19 protein-coding genes and 1 other RNA gene are annotated in these 22,102 nt (G+C 55.9%); 11 read left to right on the top strand and 9 right to left on the bottom strand.

Annotated elements, in window-relative coordinates; translation table 11 throughout:
• The 8 genes from HP459_RS09910 to kbaZ form a co-directional block, all read right to left on the bottom strand.
• A partial coding sequence (locus HP459_RS09910) for a class II fructose-bisphosphate aldolase (RefSeq protein WP_171936162.1) occupies positions 1-363 on the bottom strand: 363 nt, incomplete at its 3' end.
• 12 nt (positions 364-375) lie between these two features.
• Complete coding sequence (locus tag HP459_RS09905) at positions 376-1,521, bottom strand: SIS domain-containing protein (RefSeq protein WP_171936161.1); 1,146 nt, start codon at positions 1,519-1,521, stop codon at positions 376-378.
• Positions 1,522-1,767: 246 nt separating this feature from the next.
• Positions 1,768-2,901: an N-acetylglucosamine-6-phosphate deacetylase gene (gene nagA / locus HP459_RS09900; protein ID WP_150312428.1), complete on the bottom strand. Its 1,134-nt coding sequence runs from the start codon at positions 2,899-2,901 to the stop codon at positions 1,768-1,770.
• Positions 2,898-3,332, bottom strand: coding sequence for a PTS galactosamine/N-acetylgalactosamine transporter subunit IIA (agaF, locus tag HP459_RS09895; protein WP_022649495.1), 435 nt, complete (start codon positions 3,330-3,332; stop codon positions 2,898-2,900). Before agaF ends, nagA begins: the two co-directional genes overlap by 4 nt.
• Positions 3,333-3,348: 16 nt before the next feature.
• Complete coding sequence (gene agaE, locus HP459_RS09890) at positions 3,349-4,227, bottom strand: PTS N-acetylgalactosamine transporter subunit IID (RefSeq protein WP_022649494.1); 879 nt, start codon at positions 4,225-4,227, stop codon at positions 3,349-3,351.
• Positions 4,217-4,996, bottom strand: a complete 780-nt coding sequence (gene agaW / locus HP459_RS09885; RefSeq protein WP_003861730.1) for a PTS N-acetylgalactosamine transporter subunit IIC — start codon at positions 4,994-4,996, stop codon at positions 4,217-4,219. The genes agaE and agaW overlap by 11 nt, the downstream gene beginning before the upstream one ends.
• A gap of 10 nt (positions 4,997-5,006) precedes the next feature.
• The gene (gene agaV, locus HP459_RS09880; protein WP_003861728.1) at positions 5,007-5,480 is read right to left on the bottom strand and encodes a PTS N-acetylgalactosamine transporter subunit IIB; all 474 of its coding nucleotides are present in this window, start codon (positions 5,478-5,480) and stop codon (positions 5,007-5,009) included.
• Positions 5,481-5,499: 19 nt separating this feature from the next.
• Complete coding sequence (kbaZ, locus tag HP459_RS09875; protein ID WP_032677146.1) at positions 5,500-6,807, bottom strand: tagatose-bisphosphate aldolase subunit KbaZ; 1,308 nt, start codon at positions 6,805-6,807, stop codon at positions 5,500-5,502.
• Between the two features lie 239 nt (positions 6,808-7,046).
• Between kbaZ and HP459_RS09870 the strand changes: the two genes are divergently transcribed.
• On the top strand, positions 7,047-7,850 hold the full coding sequence (locus HP459_RS09870) for a DeoR family transcriptional regulator (protein ID WP_015571958.1): 804 nt from the start codon (positions 7,047-7,049) through the stop codon (positions 7,848-7,850).
• A 107-nt stretch (positions 7,851-7,957) separates the two neighbouring features.
• Here HP459_RS09870 and garD read toward each other — a convergent pair whose 3' ends face one another.
• A complete protein-coding gene (gene garD / locus HP459_RS09865; protein ID WP_023298704.1) occupies positions 7,958-9,529 on the bottom strand; it encodes a galactarate dehydratase in 1,572 nt (523 codons plus the stop codon).
• Positions 9,530-9,895: 366 nt separating this feature from the next.
• Between garD and garL the strand changes: the two genes are divergently transcribed.
• From garL to HP459_RS09815, 10 genes are all read left to right on the top strand, one after another.
• Positions 9,896-10,666, top strand: coding sequence for a 2-dehydro-3-deoxyglucarate aldolase (garL, locus tag HP459_RS09860; RefSeq protein ID WP_003862676.1), 771 nt, complete (start codon positions 9,896-9,898; stop codon positions 10,664-10,666).
• 21 nt (positions 10,667-10,687) lie between these two features.
• Entirely contained in the window at positions 10,688-11,578 is an 891-nt protein-coding gene (garR, locus tag HP459_RS09855; protein WP_063150245.1) for a 2-hydroxy-3-oxopropionate reductase, read from the top strand.
• Between the two features lie 56 nt (positions 11,579-11,634).
• The gene (gene garK, locus HP459_RS09850; protein ID WP_155025573.1) at positions 11,635-12,780 is read left to right on the top strand and encodes a glycerate 2-kinase; all 1,146 of its coding nucleotides are present in this window, start codon (positions 11,635-11,637) and stop codon (positions 12,778-12,780) included.
• A gap of 32 nt (positions 12,781-12,812) precedes the next feature.
• An RNA gene (gene rnpB / locus HP459_RS09845) (RNase P RNA component class A) lies at positions 12,813-13,189 on the top strand.
• Between the two features lie 672 nt (positions 13,190-13,861).
• The gene (tdcA, locus tag HP459_RS09840; protein WP_171936160.1) at positions 13,862-14,782 is read left to right on the top strand and encodes a transcriptional regulator TdcA; all 921 of its coding nucleotides are present in this window, start codon (positions 13,862-13,864) and stop codon (positions 14,780-14,782) included.
• A gap of 96 nt (positions 14,783-14,878) precedes the next feature.
• Positions 14,879-15,868 (top strand): bifunctional threonine ammonia-lyase/L-serine ammonia-lyase TdcB, encoded by a 990-nt coding sequence (tdcB, locus tag HP459_RS09835; RefSeq protein WP_032626468.1) that lies wholly within the window; start codon positions 14,879-14,881, stop codon positions 15,866-15,868.
• Positions 15,869-15,877: 9 nt separating this feature from the next.
• A complete protein-coding gene (gene tdcC, locus HP459_RS09830) occupies positions 15,878-17,209 on the top strand; it encodes a threonine/serine transporter TdcC (protein WP_154051811.1) in 1,332 nt (443 codons plus the stop codon).
• 30 nt (positions 17,210-17,239) lie between these two features.
• Positions 17,240-18,448, top strand: coding sequence for a propionate kinase (gene tdcD / locus HP459_RS09825; RefSeq protein ID WP_171936159.1), 1,209 nt, complete (start codon positions 17,240-17,242; stop codon positions 18,446-18,448).
• Positions 18,449-18,463: 15 nt separating this feature from the next.
• Positions 18,464-20,758 (top strand): formate C-acetyltransferase, encoded by a 2,295-nt coding sequence (gene pflB / locus HP459_RS09820; protein ID WP_171936158.1) that lies wholly within the window; start codon positions 18,464-18,466, stop codon positions 20,756-20,758.
• Positions 20,759-21,032: 274 nt separating this feature from the next.
• A partial coding sequence (locus tag HP459_RS09815; protein WP_171936157.1) for a hypothetical protein occupies positions 21,033-22,102 on the top strand: 1,070 nt, incomplete at its 3' end.

Here is a 22,102-nt window from a genome sequence, read left to right as displayed (position 1 = left end):
GACGACCGATTTCACCAGCTTGACGTTTTGTTCGAAGGGGTAATGGCTACCGTCGATCATTGCGCTACGTACGCCGGCATGGACTTTGCGGCGAATGTCATCCAGCGATTCGTGGTGATCGAGGTGTAGCGCCAGCGGCATGTCATAAGTAAGGGAATATGCGCTGCACAAGGCGTAGATCTCTTCCAGCGCAATATGTTTAAACGTCCCCGGCGTACCCGCGAGGATCACCGGGGATCGCATTTCGCTACAGACTTCGAGGATCGCCTGGATCGTCTCGGCGTTATGAATGTTAAAGGCCGGAATGGCATAGCCCTTTGCCTGTGCGTCCTGCAAAAGATATTTGGTGGAAATAATACTCATGAGCCTGTCCTCTTAAGCCTGCCACGGATGAATAACGACGCCCTGGACCACACGGTTAACCGTACCGCTGGCGGATGGCGTATCTGGCGTATTGCCAACGTGCAGAGACTGGGTCAGTGCGAAGACCTGGGCGTACATCAGGAAGCAGAACGCCTGCTCCATATCGTTAAATGAACGAGAAGGCGGCAGCAGGATATGCGGGCCAGCTTCAATGACCGGATCCGTTTCGGCTGCAATGGCTACTACCCGCATAGCCTGACGATCGCGACGTAGCTCGGCGAGCAGATCCAGATCGTACTGACGCGTGTACGGATGGCTGGAGACAAACACGACGACCAGCGTTTCGTTGTCCACCAGTGACTTAGGCCCGTGACGGAAACCCGTTGGCGAATCGTAGAATGCCGCCAGCTTACCGGCGGTCAGCTCCAGCACTTTCAGCGCAGACTCCCGTGCGGCGCCCTGTAATCCACCGCTGCCCAGATAAACAATGCGTTTCCACGGTTCGTTACCAAAGACGCCGGGGCTGAAATCGCCAAGCGAAGTGAGGATCGCCTGACAGCGATCGGACACGTTCCGGAACGTTTTGCTGTTGATCGTTTCCGGTGCGAATACCGCCAGGCAGCTCGCCATCATGGTGGTGATGCTGCTTGTCATCGCGAACCCGCGATCGTGCGTTTCGGCTGGCATGAGCAGAGCGCAGGCGTTATCGCTGTCGACGGCATTCTGGTACAGGCTGCCCGCTTCATTACAGGTGATCGACAGGTGGTAGCACTCCGGTACGAACTGATTCGCCAGCTCAACGGCGGCGACGCTCTCCGGGCTATTGCCAGAACGGGCGAAAGAGACCAGAAGCAGCGGGTGCGCAGGGCTGAAATAATCCATCGGGTTGGTGACCAGATCGGTCGTAGGTATCGCGACGATGTTTTTCCCCGTGTGGCTGGCAAGCCATGGCGCAATGATGTCGCCGATAAAAGCGGACGTACCCGCGCCGGTCAGAACGATCCGCAGATCGGGCTTGCGCAACAGTGGCGTCAGAAAACTGTCGATCGACGCGCGCAGATTATCAATATTGTTGAGCGAGCGAAGCCAGCTGGCTGGCTGCTGGCGGATCTCTTTTTCGGTCCAGGTGCCGGTGGTGGCGGTAGTGGTTTGTGGCATAACTCAGTCCTTAGTCGTGTGAATTCCACATCAGACGCTGGCAAACGTGTCGCTATCTTTCGTTTCGTTTCACTTGTTCACTTTAGCAGTTAAATAAAATCTATAGAAAAGAAATCGAAAGTTCAATGGCGTAAAAGAAATAAAACGAAAAGTGTGATCGCGAAAGGAAAGGAGAAAATCAAGGAAAGGAAAAGAAAGGCCTTACGATCGTCTTCCGTAAGGCCAACAGGGCACACTGTGAAAGGGCTACAGGGAAAGAGCCTGACCCTGGATCCAAATCTGCCGGAGGTGTAAACCCGCATCCAGCGCAATAATATTGGCGCGTTTGCCAGGCGCTAACGATCCCAGCAAGTGATCCATACCGAGCAGACGGGCGGGATGCAGTGAAGCCATATGGATAGCTTGCTCTGGGGCGACCCCCGTATGCTCCACCATATTTCGCACGGCGGCATCCAGCGCGAGCGTGCTGCCCGCCAGTCCGCCTGAGGCTGTGCGTACAACGCCGCCCTGCATCTCGACACTTTCACCACACAACGTATAGCGCCCATCAGGCATACCCGCCGCCTGCATGGCATCGGTAATCAGCACCGTACGATCCTTCGCGCAGCAACAACACAGCCGCATGGCTCCAGGATGAACGTGATGCCCGTCGGCAATAAGCTCCAGCCACGCGCGTGGGTCCGTAAGGCCAGCGCCAACCATGCCGGGCTCCCGGTGGTGTAACCCCGTCATGCCGTTGTAGCAGTGCACCAGCCCGGTTGCGCCTGCATCAAATGCGGCCAGGGTTTGCGCGTATGTAGCGGCGCTGTGACCCAGCATGACGCGTATCCCTTTTTGCTTGAGGTGATGGATCGCCTTCAGGGCTTCCGCTTTTTCCGGAGCAAGCGCCACTACCCGCAGCGTGTTCTGCGAAACCGCAATCAGATCATCAAGTTCCGCGAGATCCAGTTCGCGAAACAGTTCTTGCGGATGTGCCCCTTTGTTCTGCGGCGTAAAGTACGGACCTTCCAGATAGCTGCCCAGGACCTGCGCACCGGGGCCACCGACATGACAGCGTCGGGCAATGCGCCGTAACGCGCCATGGATCGCCTCCAGCGGAGCGGTGACGGTGGTAGGCAGAAAAGCCCCCACGCCTTCACGCGCTTTATGCATGGCTAACCGGTCCAGCACGTCGGGGGCATCATCCATCACATCCACACCCGCGCCGCCGTGGACGTGGATATCAATGTATGCCGGGCAAAGCAGGTCTGCCTCGCGGGTGTTAACCCCTGCCGGAATCGGCTCGATGGCGGTGATGACGCCTCTATCCATGCGCAACTGATGGTCATCCAGCCAGCCCTGCCCGGTAAGCAGACGACGCGCGCGCAGCAGCTGGCTCATATCCCTTCCTCGGCGGGCGCTTCCTCGCGACAGCGTGCAAGCTCATCCACCAGGCTGGTCAGGCCGCGATGGCCGCACTCCAGCGCCTGCAAACGAAATGCTTCACTGCTTAACCCTTCGCGCTCCAGAACCATCTCCAGCAAAAGCTGGAGATTGGTGCCGGTGATCACTTCGCTGCCGGGGTGTTGCATCGCGAGGGTAGAGGCCACACGAAACGGCGTACCGCCGAGAAGATCGGTGAGAAACACGATATCGTGCTCTGCATCCAAATCATTCACTGCCTTCTCAAGCTGCGCGGTCAGCTGCGCAGTGGTGGAGCTTTCCGGAAAATCGATGGCGATAAACTGCGGCTGTTCGCCGAGGATTTGCTTCATCGCCTGTTCCAGCCCGCTGGCAAAACCGCCATGACCCGTCAAAATAATGCCTAACATCGCAACCTCTTTGCTTTTACAGGAAGTGACAGAATTTACCGACAACGCCCAGCACCACGGTGATACCAATCAGGCGCAGCGGGCTCCAGCCACGGCGTACCAGCCAGAACATGGTCAGGGTGTAGACCAGCGGCAGAAAGGCGGGCATCAGTTTGTCGATCACGTCGGTTTGCAGTTTGACGACCGCATCCCCGGCTTTAATCTCAAGTGTGGTATTCAGGCGCACATAGGTTGCCACCAGCGCACCAATCACCGTCATCCCGACAATGGACGCAGCATGACCAACCTTTTTGGTATTGGCCTTGATCAGCGGGATCGCGGCGACCCCCATCCGGTAGGCATAGTGCGCCAGACCAAAACGCAGGCCGAGATGCACCACGTTAAACAGCACGATAAAGACCACGGCGCCAAGAATGGATCCCTGTAGCGCCAGGCTGGCGCCAATCCCCCCGCAAATAGGCAGCAGGGTTAGCCAGAACATGGCGTCACCAATGCCACCGAGCGGTGCACCGACGGCAATTTTAGTGCTCTGGATGCTGTTCACATCCTGCTTGGAACGCTCCATTGCCAGAATAATGCCGATGACGAAGGTCACCAGGAACGGGTGGGTGTTAAAGAAGCCCATATGGCCTTTCATGGCGCGCGCCAGGTCCCGCTTATTGGTGTGGATCTTTTTCAGCGCGGGCAGTAGCCCATACAGCCAGCCGGAGGCCTGCATTCGCTCGTAGTTGAACGAGGCCTGTAGCAGCATGGAACGCCAGGCGACACGGTTAATATCCTTTTTCGTTAGCTCAGCGCCAATACTCTGGTCTTCGTAGACGTTTTCATTCACGCCGGTCAGCAGCGTCTCTTCACTTTCAGACACGCCCGGCAGGGTGGTTGGATTAGATGCCATCTTCAAATTCCTCTTTCTGGGCCGCAGGCGCCGTCGGTTCAGGCGATTTGCGCAGCAGGTCGATCAGCGCCATCGCCAGCGCAGCCGCGGCAATCGCCAGCACCGGCAGTTTCAGCCAGGCCGCGGCGACAAAGCCGATAATGAAGTAAGGGATGTAGACGTTTTTCATCATGATCTTCAGCAGCACGGCGAAGCCGATAGCTGGCATGATGCCGCCCGCGACGCCCAGACCGTCGATCAGACGTTCCGGCAGGACATCAATGGCGGTTTTCGCATGTTCAGCCCCGAAGTAGATGGGCAGAAACGCACACAGGAAGTAGAAGACGCCGAGCGCCAGCAGTGCCAGATAGTTGACCCGTTCAATACCACGGGTGTCTGCGTTAGCCGCCATGCGATCGCAGCGGGACATCACGCCGGACATCACCGAGAAGAGGAAAGTGATCCCCATCTGAACCGCCACGGCAAACGGCACGGCGACCCCAACCGCGACATCCGGTTTCACGCCTGTGGTAATGGCAAATGTGGTGCCAACGATGGTGCCGATAATCACGTTTGGCGGCTGCGCGCCCGCCAGCGGCGCGAGACCCATCCAGACCAGTTCTAACGTACCGCCGGTCAGAATTCCGGTGTGCAGATCGCCCAGAATCAGGCCAACCAGTGGCCCGAGCACCACCGGACGGTGCATGTGTGTTAAGCCGTTAAACATATCCAGGCCCGCGATAAAGGCGAGAAGCCCCAGCGCGAAAGCCTGCAACAGACTGATTTCCATTGTGAATCCCTCAGAGCAGTTTAAAGAGATCCAAAGCAGTCTCTGTTGGAACGCCCTGAACGAAGCATTCCACTCCGGCCGCCTTCAGGCCGTTAAACGCGGCGATATCGTTCGCGTCTACAGATACCGTTTTGGCAATTTGCTGTTTGCCACTGGCGTAATGCATATTTCCGACGTTGATACGGGTGATGGGCACGCCGCCCTCGACCAGCGTTAAAAAATCAGCCGGTGTTTTACAGACCAGCAGAATTTTCTGCCGATCTGCGGCGCGATGAATGTTGTCGATCACTTTTTGCAGGGACCAGAAACGCACGGCGATGCCTTCCGCAAGCACCATCTCCATCAGGTTTTGCTGAACCGGATCGTCTGCAACCTCGTCATTTGCCACCAGCACCAGGTTCGCCCCCGCAAACCCCACCCACTGTACGCCCACCTGACCGTGGATCAGGCGTTCATCAATGCGGCATAAGACAATGTTTGGCATAGCGTTTTCCTCTTTTTAATTATGCGTGTTGAGTCGTTACGCCTTCGCAGGCGGCATGGTACTGCTGGAGTATGTCCTGAATGTGGTCGAGAATGAGCTCCCGTGGTGTGGACCTGAGAGCACCCTCGCGAACTTTGCTGTACTGCAACGGCAGATACTGGCTGATCAGCGGCAGCGGGATCGGTTCATCCGCCAGGTTGCGTACCAGTCGCTCAAAAGCCTCGTCAATCTGGCTGTCTGGCCAGTAATAGCGCACGCGGTCGGAATAGCTGTAACCGCGGGCCAGGCGACGGGCATTGCCGTCGCCGTGATAGTGGCTTTGCCAGTATTCCGGGCGATCGAGCATCACGTTTTCCAGGACGTGACGCAGTCCTGAGCAGGCTTTTGCCGGTAAAAGCTCTTCTTCAATTGCAGCCAGTGAGAACAGCGCTTCGCGCAGCGCGAAGGTTAGCGCAGGGCCGACTTTCAGAATGGCGAAGTGATCTTTCACCAACTGGCGCAGCGCCTGCGGCGTCTGGTAATCGGTAGAATGTGCCTCAAATACGAGCGTGTCGTAGGCTTCAACCATCTTGCTCAGTGCGACGGCTTTATGCGGTTGATAGTCACAAACGTGCGCATGGTCGAACTCAACGCCAGGCTGAACCACCAGGCCAATAATGCGCGGCCAGATGTCGCTTAACCCTTCCTTCTCGAATGCGTGGCGGTGTGCCTCAAGCGTGGCACGTGCCGCCTCTGGTGTGGTGACCTCAAGCTCGGTCAGCGTTTCGTGTGCCCCACCGGGAACCGGAACTTCCGTGCCGATAACGTAGACCAGATCCGCTACGCCAAATTGCTCGAGACAGGTGGTTTCGGCAATTTTAGCCAGCCGAGCGGCACGCCCGGCAACGATTGCATCGGTTAAAGGAACCGGATCGTCTTCGCAGGACATGCTGCAATCGAGGTGAATTTTTTTAAATCCGGCCGCCACGTAGCTCCTGATCAGATCGTCGGCATTCGCCATCGCCTGCAAAGCTGGCAGGTTTTGCCAGCGGTTAGGACCTAAATGATCGCCGCCAAGGATCAGCTGTGAGGTGGGGAAACCGAGGGATCCCGCCAGATTGCAGACAAACCCATAAAAATCGGCGGGCGTCATACCGGTATAGCCGCCAAACTGATCCACCTGGTTTGAGGTGGCTTCAATCAGCAGAGGCGTCTGTTGTGAATGGGCGTAACGAATTGCAGCTTCTAGTACCAATGGATGTGCGGAACAGACGGCGTAAATCCCGTTTGTATTCCCCCGTTTATGTTGTTCCACCATTTCTGTCAGATGTTTCACTTTCCTCTCCATTTCGGATGGTGTTGGTATTCATCTTTCGTTTTGTTTCATTTGATACTGCATTATGGTGGGGTAAAAATAAAACGAAAGATAATAGTTTTCCGATCTGTTTCACAAAAGAAACATAATGAAAGGTTTCAGCGGCGGTTAAGCTTGCGTCTGCTCACCATACAGGGCTTGCATTCCCTCAAAAGAAAGGCGTTAATAAGCAAAACGAAATGAAACGAAAGTTTATTTACTAAGGAGCTCGTATGAGCAGCACCGATTCATCCGCAGAGAAGCGCATCACCGGCACCAGTGAAAGGCGAGAGCAGATCATTCAGCGGTTGCGGGCGCAGGGAAGCGTGCAGGTTAACGATCTTTCTCTTTTATACGGCGTGTCGACGGTGACGATCCGTAACGATCTGGCCTTTCTGGAAAAGCAGGGGATTGCCGTTCGCGCTTACGGCGGCGCGCTGATTTGCGAAGGCAATGCCCCCGGCGTGGAGCCGTCCGTTGAGGACAAAAGTTCCCTTAATACGGCTGTGAAGCGCAGCATCGCGCAGGCGGCGGCTGAACTGGTGAAGCCGGGTCATCGCATTATTCTGGACTCCGGCACCACAACCTTTGAAATTGCCCGCATGCTGCGCCAGCATACCGATGTCATTGCCATGACCAACGGGATGAACGTGGCAAACGCGCTGCTGGAAGCGGAGGGAGTGGAGCTGCTGATGACCGGCGGGCACTTGCGCCGTCAGTCGCAGTCCTTCTATGGTGACCAGGCGGAGCAGTCCTTACAGAATTACCATTTTGACCTGCTGTTCCTGGGCGTCGATGCCATCGATCTCGATCGGGGGGTGAGTACGCACAACGAGGATGAAGCCCGTCTGAACCGGAAAATGTGCGAGGTGGCGGAGCGTATTATCGTTGTCACTGATTCCAGCAAGTTTAACCGTTCAAGCCTGCATAAAATCATTGATACTCAGCGGATCGACATGATTATCGTTGATGAAGGTATTCCGGCGGAAAGCCTGGAAGGGTTACGCAAAAGCGGGATCGATGTGGTGCTGGTCTAAAGAGGCTTTTCCCCTCACCCTAACCCTCTCCCCATAGGGGAGAGGGGACTGCTCGGTGCGGTTTTTTTACCCTCTCCCCGGTGGGGAGAGGGCAGGGTGAGGGGCCATCACGTCACCGGTGCCGGGTTAAACACCGCCAGCGAGTTATGCAATCCCCATTGATCGGAGAAGGTTTTCTTCCGCCCGCTTGCCACATCCAGAATGAAGTGGAACAGCTTCCAGCCCACCTCTTCAATACTCTCTTCCCCGGTGGCGATGGTGCCCGCGTTGATATCCATTAAGTCATACCAGCGGTTTGCCAGCTCGGTGCGGGTCGCCATTTTGATCACCGGTACCGCCATCAGGCCGTACGGCGTGCCGCGTCCGGTGGTAAAGACCTGTACCGTAATGCCGGATGCTACCTGCTGGGTGCCGCACACGAAATCACTGGCAGGCGTTGCCGCGTAGATCAGACCGCGTTTGGTTGGTCGCTGGCCAGGTGAGAGCACTTCCACAATCGCGCTCTGGCCGGATTTGGCAATCGACCCGAGGGCCTTTTCCACCACGTTCGCCAGGCCGCCTTTCTTGTTACCCGGAGACGGGTTGGCGCTGCGGTCGGTTTTGCCCATGTCGAGATAGTTATCGTACCAGGCCATCTCCTCCAGCAGGCGTTTACCCACCTCCTCGTTGACGGCGCGCGGCGTGAGCAGGTGGATAGCATCACGCACCTCGGTGACTTCAGAGAACATCACCGTGGCGCCGCAGCGCACGAACAGATCGGAGGCATAACCTACCGCCGGGTTAGCGGTGACGCCGGAAAACGCATCGCTGCCGCCACACTGTGTCCCGACCACCAGTTCAGAGGCCGGGCAGGTTTCACGCTGACGTTTGTTCAGCTTCTCCAGATGGCGCTCTGCCACCTGTAAAATGTCGTCGACCATCGATCTGAAGCCGACATGGTGTTCATCCTGAAGACGCACAATACTGGCCTCGTCAACCGGAATGGCTTTCACATCCTCAGTACCCTGCAACAGGCGTTCTGGCTGCAATTTTTCACAGCCGAGGCCAATCACCATCACCTCGCCGCCAAAGTTCGGGTTAAGGGCGATATTGTGGATCGTGCGGATCGGCACGACCGCTGCGGGCGCGTTGATCGCCACGCCGCAGCCGTACAGGTGGTTAAGCCCCACCACGCCGTCAACGTTGGGGTATTTCGGCAGCAGATCGCGCTCAATAATTTTCACCACGTAATCCACGACACCCGCCACGCAATGCACGCTGGTGGTGATGCCAAGCAGGTTTTTGGTTCCCACGCTGCCATCCGCGTTGCGGTAACCTTCGAAGGTATAACCCTCCAGCGGAGGTAACGGCTCAGGGACGCGGGTAGCCAGCGGCAACGTCTCCAGCGGCGGGGCGGTGGGCAGCTCAACCAGCGACTCCTCAATCCAGCTACCCTGCGGGATAGCGCGCACCGCATAGCCGATGACTTCGCCGTAGCGCACGATTTCGCCCTGCGCCGGGATATCGACCAGTGCGACTTTGTGCCCCTGCGGAATGTGCTCAATCAGCTCCAGCCCGTCCGGAAAGCGGGTACCCGCTTTTAAGCCATTGTCGTTGACAATAATCGCCACGTTATCGGTATCGTGCACTTTTATATAGAACGCCGTCGGCGCCGCCTGTCGAATTTCAATATCGGCCATTGTTCACTCATCTCCAGCAAAATATCTGATACTAAATATAGCCAGATGGTTAATCGTTTCTTATTGAGGAAATAAAGAATGTCAGGAGAGGAAAAGTGAGAATGTGATCGCGATCGCTCCCGAAACACTAATCGTTGATTCTGTGCATCAGCGCCCACTGCATTGGGCAAATGCTCAAAATAGCGTGCTAACCCCGTTGGATAATTGAGCATTGAGACAATGTGCTGCCGGGTGGTGACGATTATACTGAATGACGATTTTATAACGCCAAAATTCAGTCAGTAAATAAATATAACGCTGACGCTGAGTCGGAATAAATAAGAAAAGCTACTGGCTAAAACTGCGGAATTAAAAAAGGTATACGTAATGAGTAACGACATCTTCCCGAATAAATTTAAAGCGGCCCTTGCGGCGCATCAGATTCAGATTGGCTGCTGGTCTGCGCTGGCCAACCCCATCAGCACCGAAGTGCTGGGCCTGGCCGGATTCGACTGGCTGGTGCTGGACGGCGAACATGCGCCAAACGATATCAACACGTTTATTCCGCAGCTGATGGCGCTGAAAGGCAGCCACAGCGCGCCGGTGGTGCGTGTACCTACCAACGAGCCGGTGATCATCAAGCGTCTGCTGGATATCGGCTTCTACAACTTCCTGATCCCGTTTGTTGAAACGGAAGAAGAAGCGGTGCTGGCCGTAGCTGCCACCCGCTATCCGCCGGAAGGGATCCGCGGCGTGTCTGTCTCGCACCGCGCCAACATGTTTGGCACCGTGCCGGACTATTTCGCCCAGTCCAACAAGAACATCACCATTCTGGTTCAGATCGAGAGCCAGCAGGGGGTCGATAACGTCGACGCCATTGCCGCGACCGAAGGTGTCGACGGTATTTTCGTCGGCCCGAGCGATCTGGCGGCCGCCTTTGGTCATCTGGGCAACGCCAGCCACCCGGACGTGCAGCGGGCAATCCAGCACATTTTTGCCCGTGCCAAAGCGCACGGTAAACCGTGCGGCATTCTGGCGCCGGTGGAAGCTGATGCCCGCCGCTACCTGGAGTGGGGCGCAACGTTTGTCGCCGTCGGCAGCGACCTCGGCGTATTCCGCGCCGCCACGCAGAAATTAGCAGACGCTTTTAAAAAATAACCATCATTGAGGAAACAGATTATGACGCTGAAAGTGGGTTTTATTGGCCTGGGTATCATGGGCAAACCAATGAGCAAAAACCTCATCAAAGCAGGTTACTCACTGGTGGTTTTAGATCGTAATTCAGACGCGGTGGCAGAAGTGATTGCGGCTGGCGCAGAAACGGCGACAACTGCAAAAGCGCTCGCCGAGCAGTGCGACGTGATTATCACCATGCTGCCAAACTCCCCGCACGTGAAAGAGGTGGCGCTGGGTGAGAACGGCATTATCGACGGCGCGAAGCCGGGTCTGGTGGTGATCGACATGAGTTCTATCGCGCCGCTGGCGAGCCGCGAAATCAGCGAGGCGCTGAAAGCGAAAGGCGTGGAGATGCTGGATGCGCCGGTCAGCGGCGGCGAACCGAAAGCCATCGACGGTACTCTGTCGGTGATGGTGGGGGGCGATAAAGCCGTGTTCGACAAATACTACGACCTGATGAAAGCCATGGCTGGCTCCGTGGTGCATACCGGTGAAATAGGCGCAGGCAACGTCACCAAGCTGGCAAACCAGGTGATTGTGGCGTTGAACATCGCGGCCATGTCCGAAGCACTGACGCTGGCCACCAAAGCGGGCGTTAATCCGGATCTGGTCTATCAGGCCATTCGCGGTGGTCTTGCGGGCAGCACCGTGCTGGATGCCAAGGCACCGATGGTGATGGATCGTAACTTCAAGCCGGGCTTCCGCATCGATCTGCACATTAAAGATCTGGCGAATGCGCTGGATACCTCCCACGGCGTGGGCGCGCAGTTGCCGCTGACTGCCGCCGTCATGGAGATGATGCAGGCGCTGCGTGCGGACGGTCTGGGCACCGCCGATCACAGCGCGTTAGCGTGCTATTACGAAAAGCTGGCGAAGGTTGAAATTGCTCGCTAATGACGTCCCGCCCGGTGGCGTTACGCTTACCGGGCCTACGGCTCAGGCATACAACTATGAAAATCGTAATCGCGCCAGACTCTTATAAAGAAAGCCTGTCTGCCACTGAGGTGGCGCAGGCGATAGAAAAAGGATTTCGGGAAATTTTCCCCGACGCTCATTACGTGTCTGTTCCCGTTGCTGACGGCGGAGAAGGTACGGTTGAAGCGATGATCGCCGCGACGCAGGGCACCTGGCAGCAGGCTGTCGTCACCGGCCCGTTAGGGGAAAAGGTGAAGGCCAGCTGGGGGATCTCGGGCGACGGTACCACCGCGTTTATCGAGATGGCCGCCGCCAGCGGCCTGGTACTTGTTCCTCCCGCGCAGCGTAACCCGCTGGTCACGACGTCGCGCGGGACGGGGGAGCTGATCCTCCGCGCGCTGGATAAAGGCGCGCGCAACATCATTATCGGTATCGGCGGGAGCGCAACCAACGATGGGGGCGCGGGTATGATGCAGGCGCTGGGCGCGAGGTTTACGGATGCGAACGGGACGGAGATCGGCTACGGCGGCGGCAGCCTGATGGCGCTGAACCGTATTGATATTTCGGATCTTGATCCGCGTCTTCAGGGGTGCGCAATCCGCGTCGCCTGTGACGTGACGAATCCGCTGGTCGGTGAAAGCGGCGCGTCGCGTATCTTTGGCCCGCAAAAAGGCGCCACGGAGGAGATGATCCTCGAACTCGACGCCAGTCTTAGCCACTACGCCGAGGTGATCAAAAAATCGCTGCGCATTGACGTCAACCCGGTTCCGGGGGCAGGAGCGGCGGGCGGCATGGGCGCGGCGCTGATGGCCTTCCTGGGCGCTGAGCTGAAAAGCGGCATTGAGATTGTCACTCAGGCGCTCAATCTTGAAGAACATATTCACGACTGCACGTGGGTGCTGACGGGAGAAGGGCGCATCGACAGCCAGAGCATTAATGGCAAAGTGCCCGTCGGCGTGGCGAGCGTCGCCAAAAAATACCATAAGCCGGTGATAGGGATTGCCGGAAGTCTGACGCAGGATGTGGGTGTGGTGCATCAGTACGGCATCGACGCGGTGTTCAGCGTATTGACCCGCATCGGTTCACTGGAAGAGGCGTTCCAGGGAGCGTACGACAACATTTACCGCGCCTCGCGCAATATCGCGGCCACATTGCAGGTAGGCATGCGTAGCCAGGGGTGACAGCGGCGCGCAAACCCTCTATACTGCGCGCCGAAGCTGACCAGACAGTCGCCGCTTCGTCGTCGTCCCTTTCGGGGGAGACGGGCGGAGGGGAGGAAAGTCCGGGCTCCACAGGGCAGGGTGCCAGGTAACGCCTGGGGGGGAAACCCACGACCAGTGCAACAGAGAGCAAACCGCCGATGGCCCGCGTAAGCGGGATCAGGTAAGGGTGAAAGGGTGCGGTAAGAGCGCACCGCGCGGCTGGTAACAGTCCGTGGCACGGTAAACTCCACCCGGAGCAAGGCCAAATAGGGGTTCACATGGTACGGCCCGTACTGAACCCGGGTAGGCTGCTTGAGCCAGTGAGCGATTGCTGGCCTAGATGAATGACTGTCCACGACAGAACCCGGCTTATCGGTCAGCTTCAACTTCTTACGAAACCCCGCTTCGGCGGGGTTTTTGTTTTCTGAAGGTTGCATGCCGGGTCAGCGAAGCGCCAAACGACATCAATTCTCAATTTTGCGACGCCAAGCACATTTCACTGCTTTACCGATTATGCGTTCCTTTCATCTGCTGCGCATGATCGTAATCACAAAATTTAACGCTATAAAATTAGAAAATTTTAGTGTTGAACAGATGTTGTGAATGTTGAATCAGTGATGCTAAATGTTATTCATTTGATAATTTAATATTGAATCTAAAAACATTCTTCTGGTGAATGTGTGATATATCCCACTCTTTAACCGGAAGCTGAGAAAATATTCCTGATAAAGTTGATAAACCACAAAAATGTTTTAAAAGAATAATGATGGTTTATTAACCTTTAATTGCCTGAAAGATAGTCTTTATTAATATTGTTAAGGCAAAAAAATTCATGCTGGTTATTGCCATAAAATAAATTTATTACCGCGGATTTTGTTGATCAATATCAGCGTAATTGCGTATTTTTAGCTATCTAACTGTTTGAATAATAAGATTATAAATCGATTTTAAATGTGGTTGTAAAAAGGGCATCCTGGCAAATTGTGAGTAACAGCACATACCCCCTGAAACAATATTGGGTAGAATCCGCTGCGTCATAGGGAAATAAGCGCAGAATATTATGAATACTATTATTCTACCGAAAACACAGCACCTCGTGGTATTTCAGGAAGTCATCAAAAGTGGCTCTATAGGTTCTGCTGCAAGACAACTGGGGCTGACGCAACCTGCCGTCAGCAAAATCATCAGCGACATCGAATCTTACTTTGGGGTGGAAGTGATGGTGCGTAAAAACACCGGCGTAAAACTCACTGCCGCCGGTCAGGTGCTGCTGTCCTACGCTGAGTCGATCACCCGCGAAATGAAAAACATGGTGAGCGAGATCAACAGCCTCAGTTTCAGTACCGTCATGGACGTCTCCTTCGGCTATCCGTCGCTGATTGGCTTCACCTTTCTGTCCGGGATGATCAAAAAATTCAAGGAAGTGTTCCCGAAGGCGCGCGTCTCAATGTATGAAGCGCAGCTCTCTTCATTCCTGCCCGCCATTCGCGATGGCCGGCTGGATTTCGCCATCGGCACGCTGAGCGACGGGATGTTGCTCCAGGATCTTCACGTTGAGCCACTCTTTGAATCTGAGTTTGTGCTGGTGGCGAGTAAATCACGAACGTGCACCGGCCCGACCAGACTGGCATCGCTCACGCACGAGCAGTGGGTGATGCCGCAAACCGATATGGGCTACTACAACGAACTCCTGACCACCCTGCAAGATAACCACATCAGCATTGAAAACATCGTCCAGACCGATTCCGTCGTCACCATCTATAACCTTGTTCTCAATGCCGATTACCTGACGGTGATCCCCCGTGACATGATTGCGCCATTCGGCTCGGACCAGTTTATTGTCCTGCCGGTGGAAGATGAATTACCCGTGGCGCGTTATGCCGCCGTGTGGTCAAAAAATTACAGTATTAAAAAATCGGCGTCTGTATTAGTTGAACTGGCAAAACAATATTCGTCGATGAATACCGAAAAACGACGATAGAAATAATGATGATTTAAAACACCCGGAGCGACGCTTTTTAACGCTCTGATACCCTGACTTTGCCTGAAAATAATGAATTATTATAACGAGGATATTATGCACATTACTTACGATCTCCCGGTGACCATTGAAGATATTCAGGACGCCAGAAAAAGACTGGCGGGAAAGATCTATAAAACCGGTATGCCGCGTTCAAATTATCTGAGCGAACGGTGTAAGGGTGAGATATTCCTGAAATTTGAAAATATGCAGCGTACCGGTTCGTTTAAAATACGTGGGGCGTTTAATAAATTAAGCTCGCTGACCGATGCGGAAAAACGCAAGGGCGTGGTTGCCTGTTCCGCAGGGAACCACGCGCAGGGGGTGTCGCTCTCCTGCGCCATGCTCGGCATCGACGGCAAAGTGGTAATGCCTATGGGCGCGCCGAAATCCAAGGTGGCCGCCACGCGCGACTACTCCGCCGAAGTGGTGCTGCACGGCGAGAACTTTAACGACACTATCGCCAAAGTGAGCGAAATCGTCGAGATGGAAGGGCGCATATTTATCCCGCCTTACGACGATCCGAAAGTGATCGCCGGTCAGGGCACCATCGGCCTGGAAATCCTCGAAGATTTATACGACGTGGATAACGTGATTGTCCCCATCGGCGGCGGTGGTTTAATTGCCGGTATTGCGACAGCAATTAAATCCATCAACCCAACTATCAATATTATCGGCGTGCAGTCTGAAAACGTGCACGGAATGGCGGCGTCGTATCAGACCGGTGAAATAACGAACCACCGCATTACCGGCACATTAGCGGACGGCTGCGACGTGTCTCGCCCGGGTAATTTAACCTTCGAAATCGTTCGTGAACTGGTTGACGACATTGTGCTGGTCAGCGAAGACGAGATTCGCAACAGCATGATCGCGCTTATTCAGCGAAATAAAGTGGTTACGGAAGGTGCTGGCGCGCTGGCGTGCGCGGCGTTATTAAGCGGCAAGCTGGACCATTATATTCAGGGCCGTAAAACCGTCTGCATTATTTCCGGTGGCAATATTGATCTCTCCCGTGTTTCCCAAATTACCGGCTTCGTTGACGCATAAAGGTGACCTATGAGCAACACAGAAAGCATTATCGTTGGCCAGACAAAAACGTCCTCCTGGCGTAAATCGGATACCACCTGGACGCTCGGCCTGTTTGGTACCGCCATTGGCGCTGGCGTGCTGTTCTTCCCCATCCGCGCAGGCTTTGGGGGGTTGATCCCTATTCTGCTGATGCTGGTTCTGGCGTTCCCCATTGCCTTTTACTGCCACCGCGCGCTGGCGCGTCTGTGTTTGTCCGGCAGTAACGTCTCCGGCAACATCACCGAAACGGTGGAAGAGCATTTTGGTAAGACCGGCGGGGTGGTGATCACCTTCCTCTACTTCTTTGCTATTTGCCCGCTGCTGTGGATTTACGGCGTCACCATTACCAACACCTTTATGACCTTCTGGGAAAACCAGCTCCAGATGCCTGCCCTGAACCGCGGCGTGGTAGCGCTGTTCCTGCTGCTGCTGATGGCCTTTGTGATCTGGTTCGGTAAAGACCTGATGGTGAAGGTGATGAGCTACCTGGTGTTCCCGTTCATCGCCAGCCTGGTGCTGATTTCTCTCTCGCTGATCCCGTACTGGAACTCAGCGGTGATCGACCAGGTTAACCTGAGCGATATCGCCTTCACCGGTCATGACGGCATTCTTGTCACGGTGTGGCTGGGGATTTCCATTATGGTCTTCTCCTTCAACTTCTCGCCTATCGTCTCCTCGTTTGTGGTCTCCAAGCGCGAAGAGTACGAGCCGGAGTTTGGTAAAGAATTCACCGAGCAGAAATGTTCCAAAATCATCGGTCGCGCCAGCCTGCTGATGGTGGCGGTGGTGATGTTCTTCGCCTTTAGCTGCCTGTTTACGCTCTCTCCGCAGAACATGGCGGACGCCAAAGCGCAGAACATTCCGGTGCTCTCTTACCTGGCGAACCACTTTGCGTCGATGTCAGGCAGTAAATCCACGTTCGCCACGGTGCTGGAATACGGCGCCTCCATCATCGCGCTGGTCGCTATCTTTAAATCCTTCTTCGGCCACTACCTGGGCACGCTGGAGGGGCTGAACGGCCTGATCGTTAAGTTCGGCTACAAAGGCGACAAGAAGAGCGTCTCCGTCGGCAAGCTGAACACCATCAGCATGGTCTTCATCATGGGCTCCACCTGGATTGTGGCCTACGCCAACCCGAACATCCTGGACCTTATTGAAGCCATGGGCGCGCCAATTATCGCCTCTCTGCTGTGCCTGCTGCCGATGTACGCCATCCGCAAGGCGCCTGCGCTGGCGAAATACAAAGGCCGGACCGAGAACATCTTCGTAACCGTGGTCGGCCTGCTGACCATTCTGAACATCGTGTACAAACTGTTTTAAACCAAAGCTCAGGAAGAGCGGAGCCATACCATGATTGAGTTTCCGGTAGTACTGGTCATTAACTGCGGATCGTCCTCTGTTAAGTTCTCGGTGCTGGACGCCGCAAGCTGCGATGCTCTGATGACGGGCATTGCGGACGGCGTCAACACTGAAAAAGCCTTTATTTCCGTCAATGGGGGTGAGCCGGTCAGACTGGCTCACCAGGACTACGAAGGGGCGCTGGCCGCCATCGCCCTGGAGCTGGAGAAGCGCGACCTGATGGGCAGCGTGGCTTTGATTGGCCATCGCATTGCCCACGGCGGCGATCTCTTCAGCGAGTCGACCCTGATCACGGAAGAGGTGATGGAGCAGATCCGCCAGGTCTCCCCGCTGGCGCCGCTGCATAACTACGCTAACCTGAGCGGCGTGGAAGCCGCAGAGCGACTCTTCCCCGGGGTGCAGCAGGTGGCGGTATTTGATACCAGCTTCCACCAGACCATGGCGCCGCAGGCGTATCTGTACGGCTTGCCGTACCGCTATTTTGAAGAGCTGGGCGTGCGCCGCTACGGCTTCCACGGCACCTCTCACCGCTACGTGGCGGCGCAGGCGCACGCGCTTCTCGGGCTCTCCGCCGAAGACAGCGGCCTGGTGATTGCCCATCTCGGCAACGGGGCGTCCATTTGCGCGGTGCGTAACGGCAGAAGCGTGGACACGTCCATGGGGATGACGCCGCTTGAAGGACTGGTGATGGGCACGCGCTGTGGCGACGTAGATTTTGGCGCGATGGCGTGGATTGCCCGGCAGACCGGCCAGACGTTCGAGGATCTGGAGCGCGTGGTCAATAAAGAGTCCGGGTTGCTGGGGCTCTCCGGCATCTCCTCCGATTTGCGCGTGCTGGAGAAAGCCTGGCATGACGGCAACGAGCGGGCGCGGCTGGCGATAAAGACCTTTGTCCACCGCATAGCGCGGCATATCGCCGGTCATGCCGCGTCCTTGCACCGTCTGGATGGCGTGGTGTTTACCGGCGGGATCGGTGAGAACTCTGTGCTCATACGCGCGCTGGTGGTGGAGCACCTGAAGGTGTTTGGCATCATCCTCGACGAGTCCAAAAATGCCCTGCCGGGCAGCGCGGGTGAGCGCGTGATCTCCACCGAGTCGTCACGCGCGGCCTGCGCGGTGATCCCTACCAATGAAGAAAAAATGATCGCGCTGGACGCCCTCCGTCTTGGGAAGGTCACCCCGGCTGCGGCTTACGCCTGATAAAGCGAGAATCTGATGAAAGTAACAATCGATACGGGCGTCGCGCCTTACAGCGACGCATGGGCCGGGTTTTGCGGTGAAGAATGGAAAAACGCCGTTAACGTGCGCGATTTTATTCAGCATAACTACACCCCTTATGAAGGCGATGAAGCTTTCCTCGCGCAGGCGACGCCAGCAACGACGGCGCTGTGGCAGAAGGTGATGGTCGGTATTCGCCAGGAGAATGCCACCCACGCTCCGGTGGATTTTGACACCAACATCGCCACCACCATTACCGCGCACGGGCCGGGCTATATTGACCAGGAGCTGGAGACGATCGTCGGCCTGCAAACCGACAAGCCGCTCAAGCGGGCCCTGCATCCGTACGGCGGGATCAATATGATCCGCAGCTCGTTCGAAGCCTACGGTCGCGAGATGGATCCGCAGTTTGAATATCTCTTCACCGACCTGCGCAAAACCCACAACCAGGGCGTATTTGACGTTTACTCCCCGGAGATGATGCGCTGCCGAAAATCCGGCGTGCTCACCGGTCTGCCGGACGGCTACGGGCGCGGACGCATCATCGGCGACTACCGTCGCGTGGCGCTGTACGGCATTAGCTTTCTGGTGCGCGAGCGTGAACTTCAGTTCGCCGATCTCCAGGGGAAACTGGAGCGCGGAGACGATCTGGAGGCCACGATCCGCCTGCGCGAGGAGCTGGCGGAGCATAAACGTGCGTTGCTCCAGATCCAGCAGATGGCGGCGAACTATGGCTTTGATATTTCACGTCCGGCGATGAATGCGCAGGAAGCGGTGCAGTGGGTCTACTTTGCCTACCTTGCCGCAGTGAAATCCCAGAACGGCGGGGCGATGTCGCTGGGGCGCACGGCCTCGTTCCTCGATATCTACATTGAACGCGACATGCAGGCAGGAAGGCTGAACGAGGTGCAGGCCCAGGAGCTGATCGACCACTTCATCATGAAGATCCGCATGGTGCGCTTCCTGCGCACGCCGGAGTTCGACACGCTCTTCTCCGGCGATCCGATCTGGGCCACGGAAGTGATCGGCGGCATGGGGCTGGACGGGCGCACGCTGGTGACCAAAAACAGCTTCCGCTATCTGCATACCCTGCACACCATGGGGCCTGCGCCGGAGCCAAACCTGACGATCCTCTGGTCCGAACAGCTGCCGATCGCGTTCAAGAAATACGCCGCGCAGGTCTCGATCGTCACCTCCTCGCTGCAATACGAGAACGACGATCTGATGCGTGCCGACTTTAACAGCGACGACTACGCCATTGCCTGCTGCGTCAGTCCGATGGTGATCGGCAAGCAGATGCAGTTCTTCGGCGCACGCGCCAACCTGGCGAAAACGCTGCTGTACGCGATTAACGGCGGGGTGGATGAGAAGCTGAAGATCCAGGTGGGGCCGAAAACCGAGCCGCTGCTGGATGAGGTACTGGATTACGACACCGTAATGGCGAGCCTCGATCACTTCATGGACTGGCTGGCAGTGCAGTACATCAGTGCGCTGAATCTCATTCACTACATGCATGATAAATACAGCTACGAAGCCTCGCTGATGGCGCTGCACGACCGGGACGTTTACCGCACCATGGCCTGTGGCATTGCCGGGCTGTCGGTGGCGGCGGATTCCCTGTCGGCCATCAAGTACGCCACGGTAAAACCGGTGCGCGACCACACCGGTCTGGCGGTCGATTTCGTCATCGAAGGCGACTATCCGCAATACGGCAACAACGACGATCGCGTGGACAGTATCGCCTGCGATCTGGTTGAGCGCTTTATGAAGAAAATCCAGGCGCTGCCGACGTACCGCAACGCCGTGCCGACGCAGTCGATCCTGACCATCACCTCCAATGTGGTTTACGGGCAGAAGACCGGCAACACGCCGGACGGACGTCGCGGCGGTACACCGTTTGCGCCTGGCGCCAACCCGATGCACGGGCGCGACAGAAAAGGAGCGGTGGCGTCGTTGACCTCGGTCGCCAAGCTGCCGTTCACCTATGCCAAAGACGGGATCTCCTACACCTTCTCCATCGTGCCGCAGGCACTGGGCAAGGACGAGCTGGTGCGCAAAACCAACCTTGTCGGGCTGCTGGACGGGTACTTCCACCACGAAGCGACCATCGAGGGCGGGCAGCACCTGAACGTCAACGTGATGAACCGGGAGATGCTGCTGGATGCCATCGCCCATCCGGAGAACTATCCGAACCTGACGATCCGCGTTTCAGGCTATGCGGTGCGGTTTAACGCTCTGACGCGCGAGCAGCAGCAGGACGTGATTTCGAGGACGTTTACGCAGGCGATCTAACACAGGCCCCATCTTCAGCCTCCTCAGATGAGGAGGCTTTTAATTTTGTGAACACCGTCAATTTTAGAAAACTCACTCTCTTTTCTGCTATCCCGAAGTAATATTTTCCTCTTGCATTAGGAAATCCCTATAAAAGTTGTGACTTTTTTCTCCCGCGCTCCGGATATGATCTCCCCATACCAATAACTCACACCTGCACCCTCTGACTCGCAATCGCTGGCGATCGGAACCTTATAAAAACAAATCGTTACCCTACAAAATAAGCGAGTGCCCAATGAATATGGCAACAAACAGCAGTGTGATTGTGAGTGATTCCCCTGCGGCAAGGCGGGCGGGAATGAGCGAAAGCGAATGGCGAGAGGCGATTAAATTCGACAGCACCGATACGGGCTGGGTCATCATGAGTATTGGGATGGCTATCGGCGCGGGCATTGTTTTTCTTCCGGTGCAGGTTGGATTAATGGGACTATGGGTATTTTTACTCTCGTCGATAATTGGTTATCCGGCCATGTACCTGTTCCAGCGCCTGTTTATTAATACGCTGGCGGAATCACCGGAATGTAAAGACTATCCGAGCGTTATTAGCGGATATTTAGGCAAAAACTGGGGCATCTTATTGGGTGCACTTTATTTCGTGATGCTGGTGATCTGGATGTTTGTCTATTCGACGGCCATTACCAACGACAGCGCATCCTATTTACACACCTTCGGCGTAACCGACGGTTTGCTCTCGGAAAATCCGTTATACGGCTTATTCCTGATCTGCATTCTGGTCGCCATTTCGTCGCGCGGTGAAAAGCTGCTGTTTAAAGTCTCCAGCCTGATGGTGCTGACCAAATTATTTGTGGTGGCGGCGCTGGGGCTTTCGATGATTGGCCTCTGGCATTTAGCCAACGTCGGCATGCTGCCGCCAATGGGGCTGCTGATTAAAAACGCCATTATTACGCTGCCTTTCACCTTAACCTCCATTCTGTTTATTCAGACATTAAGCCCGATGGTGATTTCCTATCGTTCACGGGAAAAATCCGTTGAGGTGGCGCGTCATAAAGCGCTGCGGGCAATGAATATCGCCTTTGGCGTGCTGTTTGTGACGGTCTTTTTCTACGCTGTCTCCTTCACCCTGGCGATGGGGCACGACGAGGCGGTAAAAGCCTACGAGCAGAATATTTCCGCCCTGGCAATCGCAGCACAGTTTATCAGCGGTGACGGCGCGGGCTGGGTCAAAATTGTCAGCGTAATCCTCAATATTTTCGCTGTGATGACCGCGTTCTTTGGCGTCTATCTCGGCTTTCGTGAGGCGACGCAGGGCATTGTGATGAACATCCTGCGCCGCAAAATGCCGGC

The sequence above is a fragment of the Enterobacter sp. CM29 genome (assembly GCF_013179605.1).
GTDB lineage: Bacteria > Pseudomonadota > Gammaproteobacteria > Enterobacterales > Enterobacteriaceae > Enterobacter > Enterobacter intestinihominis.
This window is presented reverse-complemented; position numbering and strand designations above follow the sequence as displayed.

Bases quoted from the DNA above. Each gene is read 5' to 3' on its own strand.
- garD (WP_023298704.1), bottom strand. From the start codon at position 9,529: ATGGCCGATATTGAAATTCGACAGGCGGCGCCGACGGCGTTCTATATA.
- kbaZ (WP_032677146.1), bottom strand. From the start codon at position 6,807: ATGGAGAGGAAAGTGAAACATCTGACAGAAATGGTGGAACAACATAAA.
- agaF (WP_022649495.1), bottom strand. From the start codon at position 3,332: ATGTTAGGCATTATTTTGACGGGTCATGGCGGTTTTGCCAGCGGGCTG.
- agaE (WP_022649494.1), bottom strand. From the start codon at position 4,227: ATGGCATCTAATCCAACCACCCTGCCGGGCGTGTCTGAAAGTGAAGAG.
- garK (WP_155025573.1), top strand. From the start codon at position 11,635: ATGAAAATCGTAATCGCGCCAGACTCTTATAAAGAAAGCCTGTCTGCC.
- tdcA (WP_171936160.1), top strand. From the start codon at position 13,862: ATGAATACTATTATTCTACCGAAAACACAGCACCTCGTGGTATTTCAG.
- pflB (WP_171936158.1), top strand. From the start codon at position 18,464: ATGAAAGTAACAATCGATACGGGCGTCGCGCCTTACAGCGACGCATGG.
- tdcD (WP_171936159.1), top strand. From the start codon at position 17,240: ATGATTGAGTTTCCGGTAGTACTGGTCATTAACTGCGGATCGTCCTCT.
- nagA (WP_150312428.1), bottom strand. From the start codon at position 2,901: ATGAGCCAGCTGCTGCGCGCGCGTCGTCTGCTTACCGGGCAGGGCTGG.
- garL (WP_003862676.1), top strand. From the start codon at position 9,896: ATGAGTAACGACATCTTCCCGAATAAATTTAAAGCGGCCCTTGCGGCG.
- garR (WP_063150245.1), top strand. From the start codon at position 10,688: ATGACGCTGAAAGTGGGTTTTATTGGCCTGGGTATCATGGGCAAACCA.
- agaV (WP_003861728.1), bottom strand. From the start codon at position 5,480: ATGCCAAACATTGTCTTATGCCGCATTGATGAACGCCTGATCCACGGT.
- HP459_RS09870 (WP_015571958.1), top strand. From the start codon at position 7,047: ATGAGCAGCACCGATTCATCCGCAGAGAAGCGCATCACCGGCACCAGT.
- tdcC (WP_154051811.1), top strand. From the start codon at position 15,878: ATGAGCAACACAGAAAGCATTATCGTTGGCCAGACAAAAACGTCCTCC.
- tdcB (WP_032626468.1), top strand. From the start codon at position 14,879: ATGCACATTACTTACGATCTCCCGGTGACCATTGAAGATATTCAGGAC.
- HP459_RS09905 (WP_171936161.1), bottom strand. From the start codon at position 1,521: ATGCCACAAACCACTACCGCCACCACCGGCACCTGGACCGAAAAAGAG.
- agaW (WP_003861730.1), bottom strand. From the start codon at position 4,996: ATGGAAATCAGTCTGTTGCAGGCTTTCGCGCTGGGGCTTCTCGCCTTT.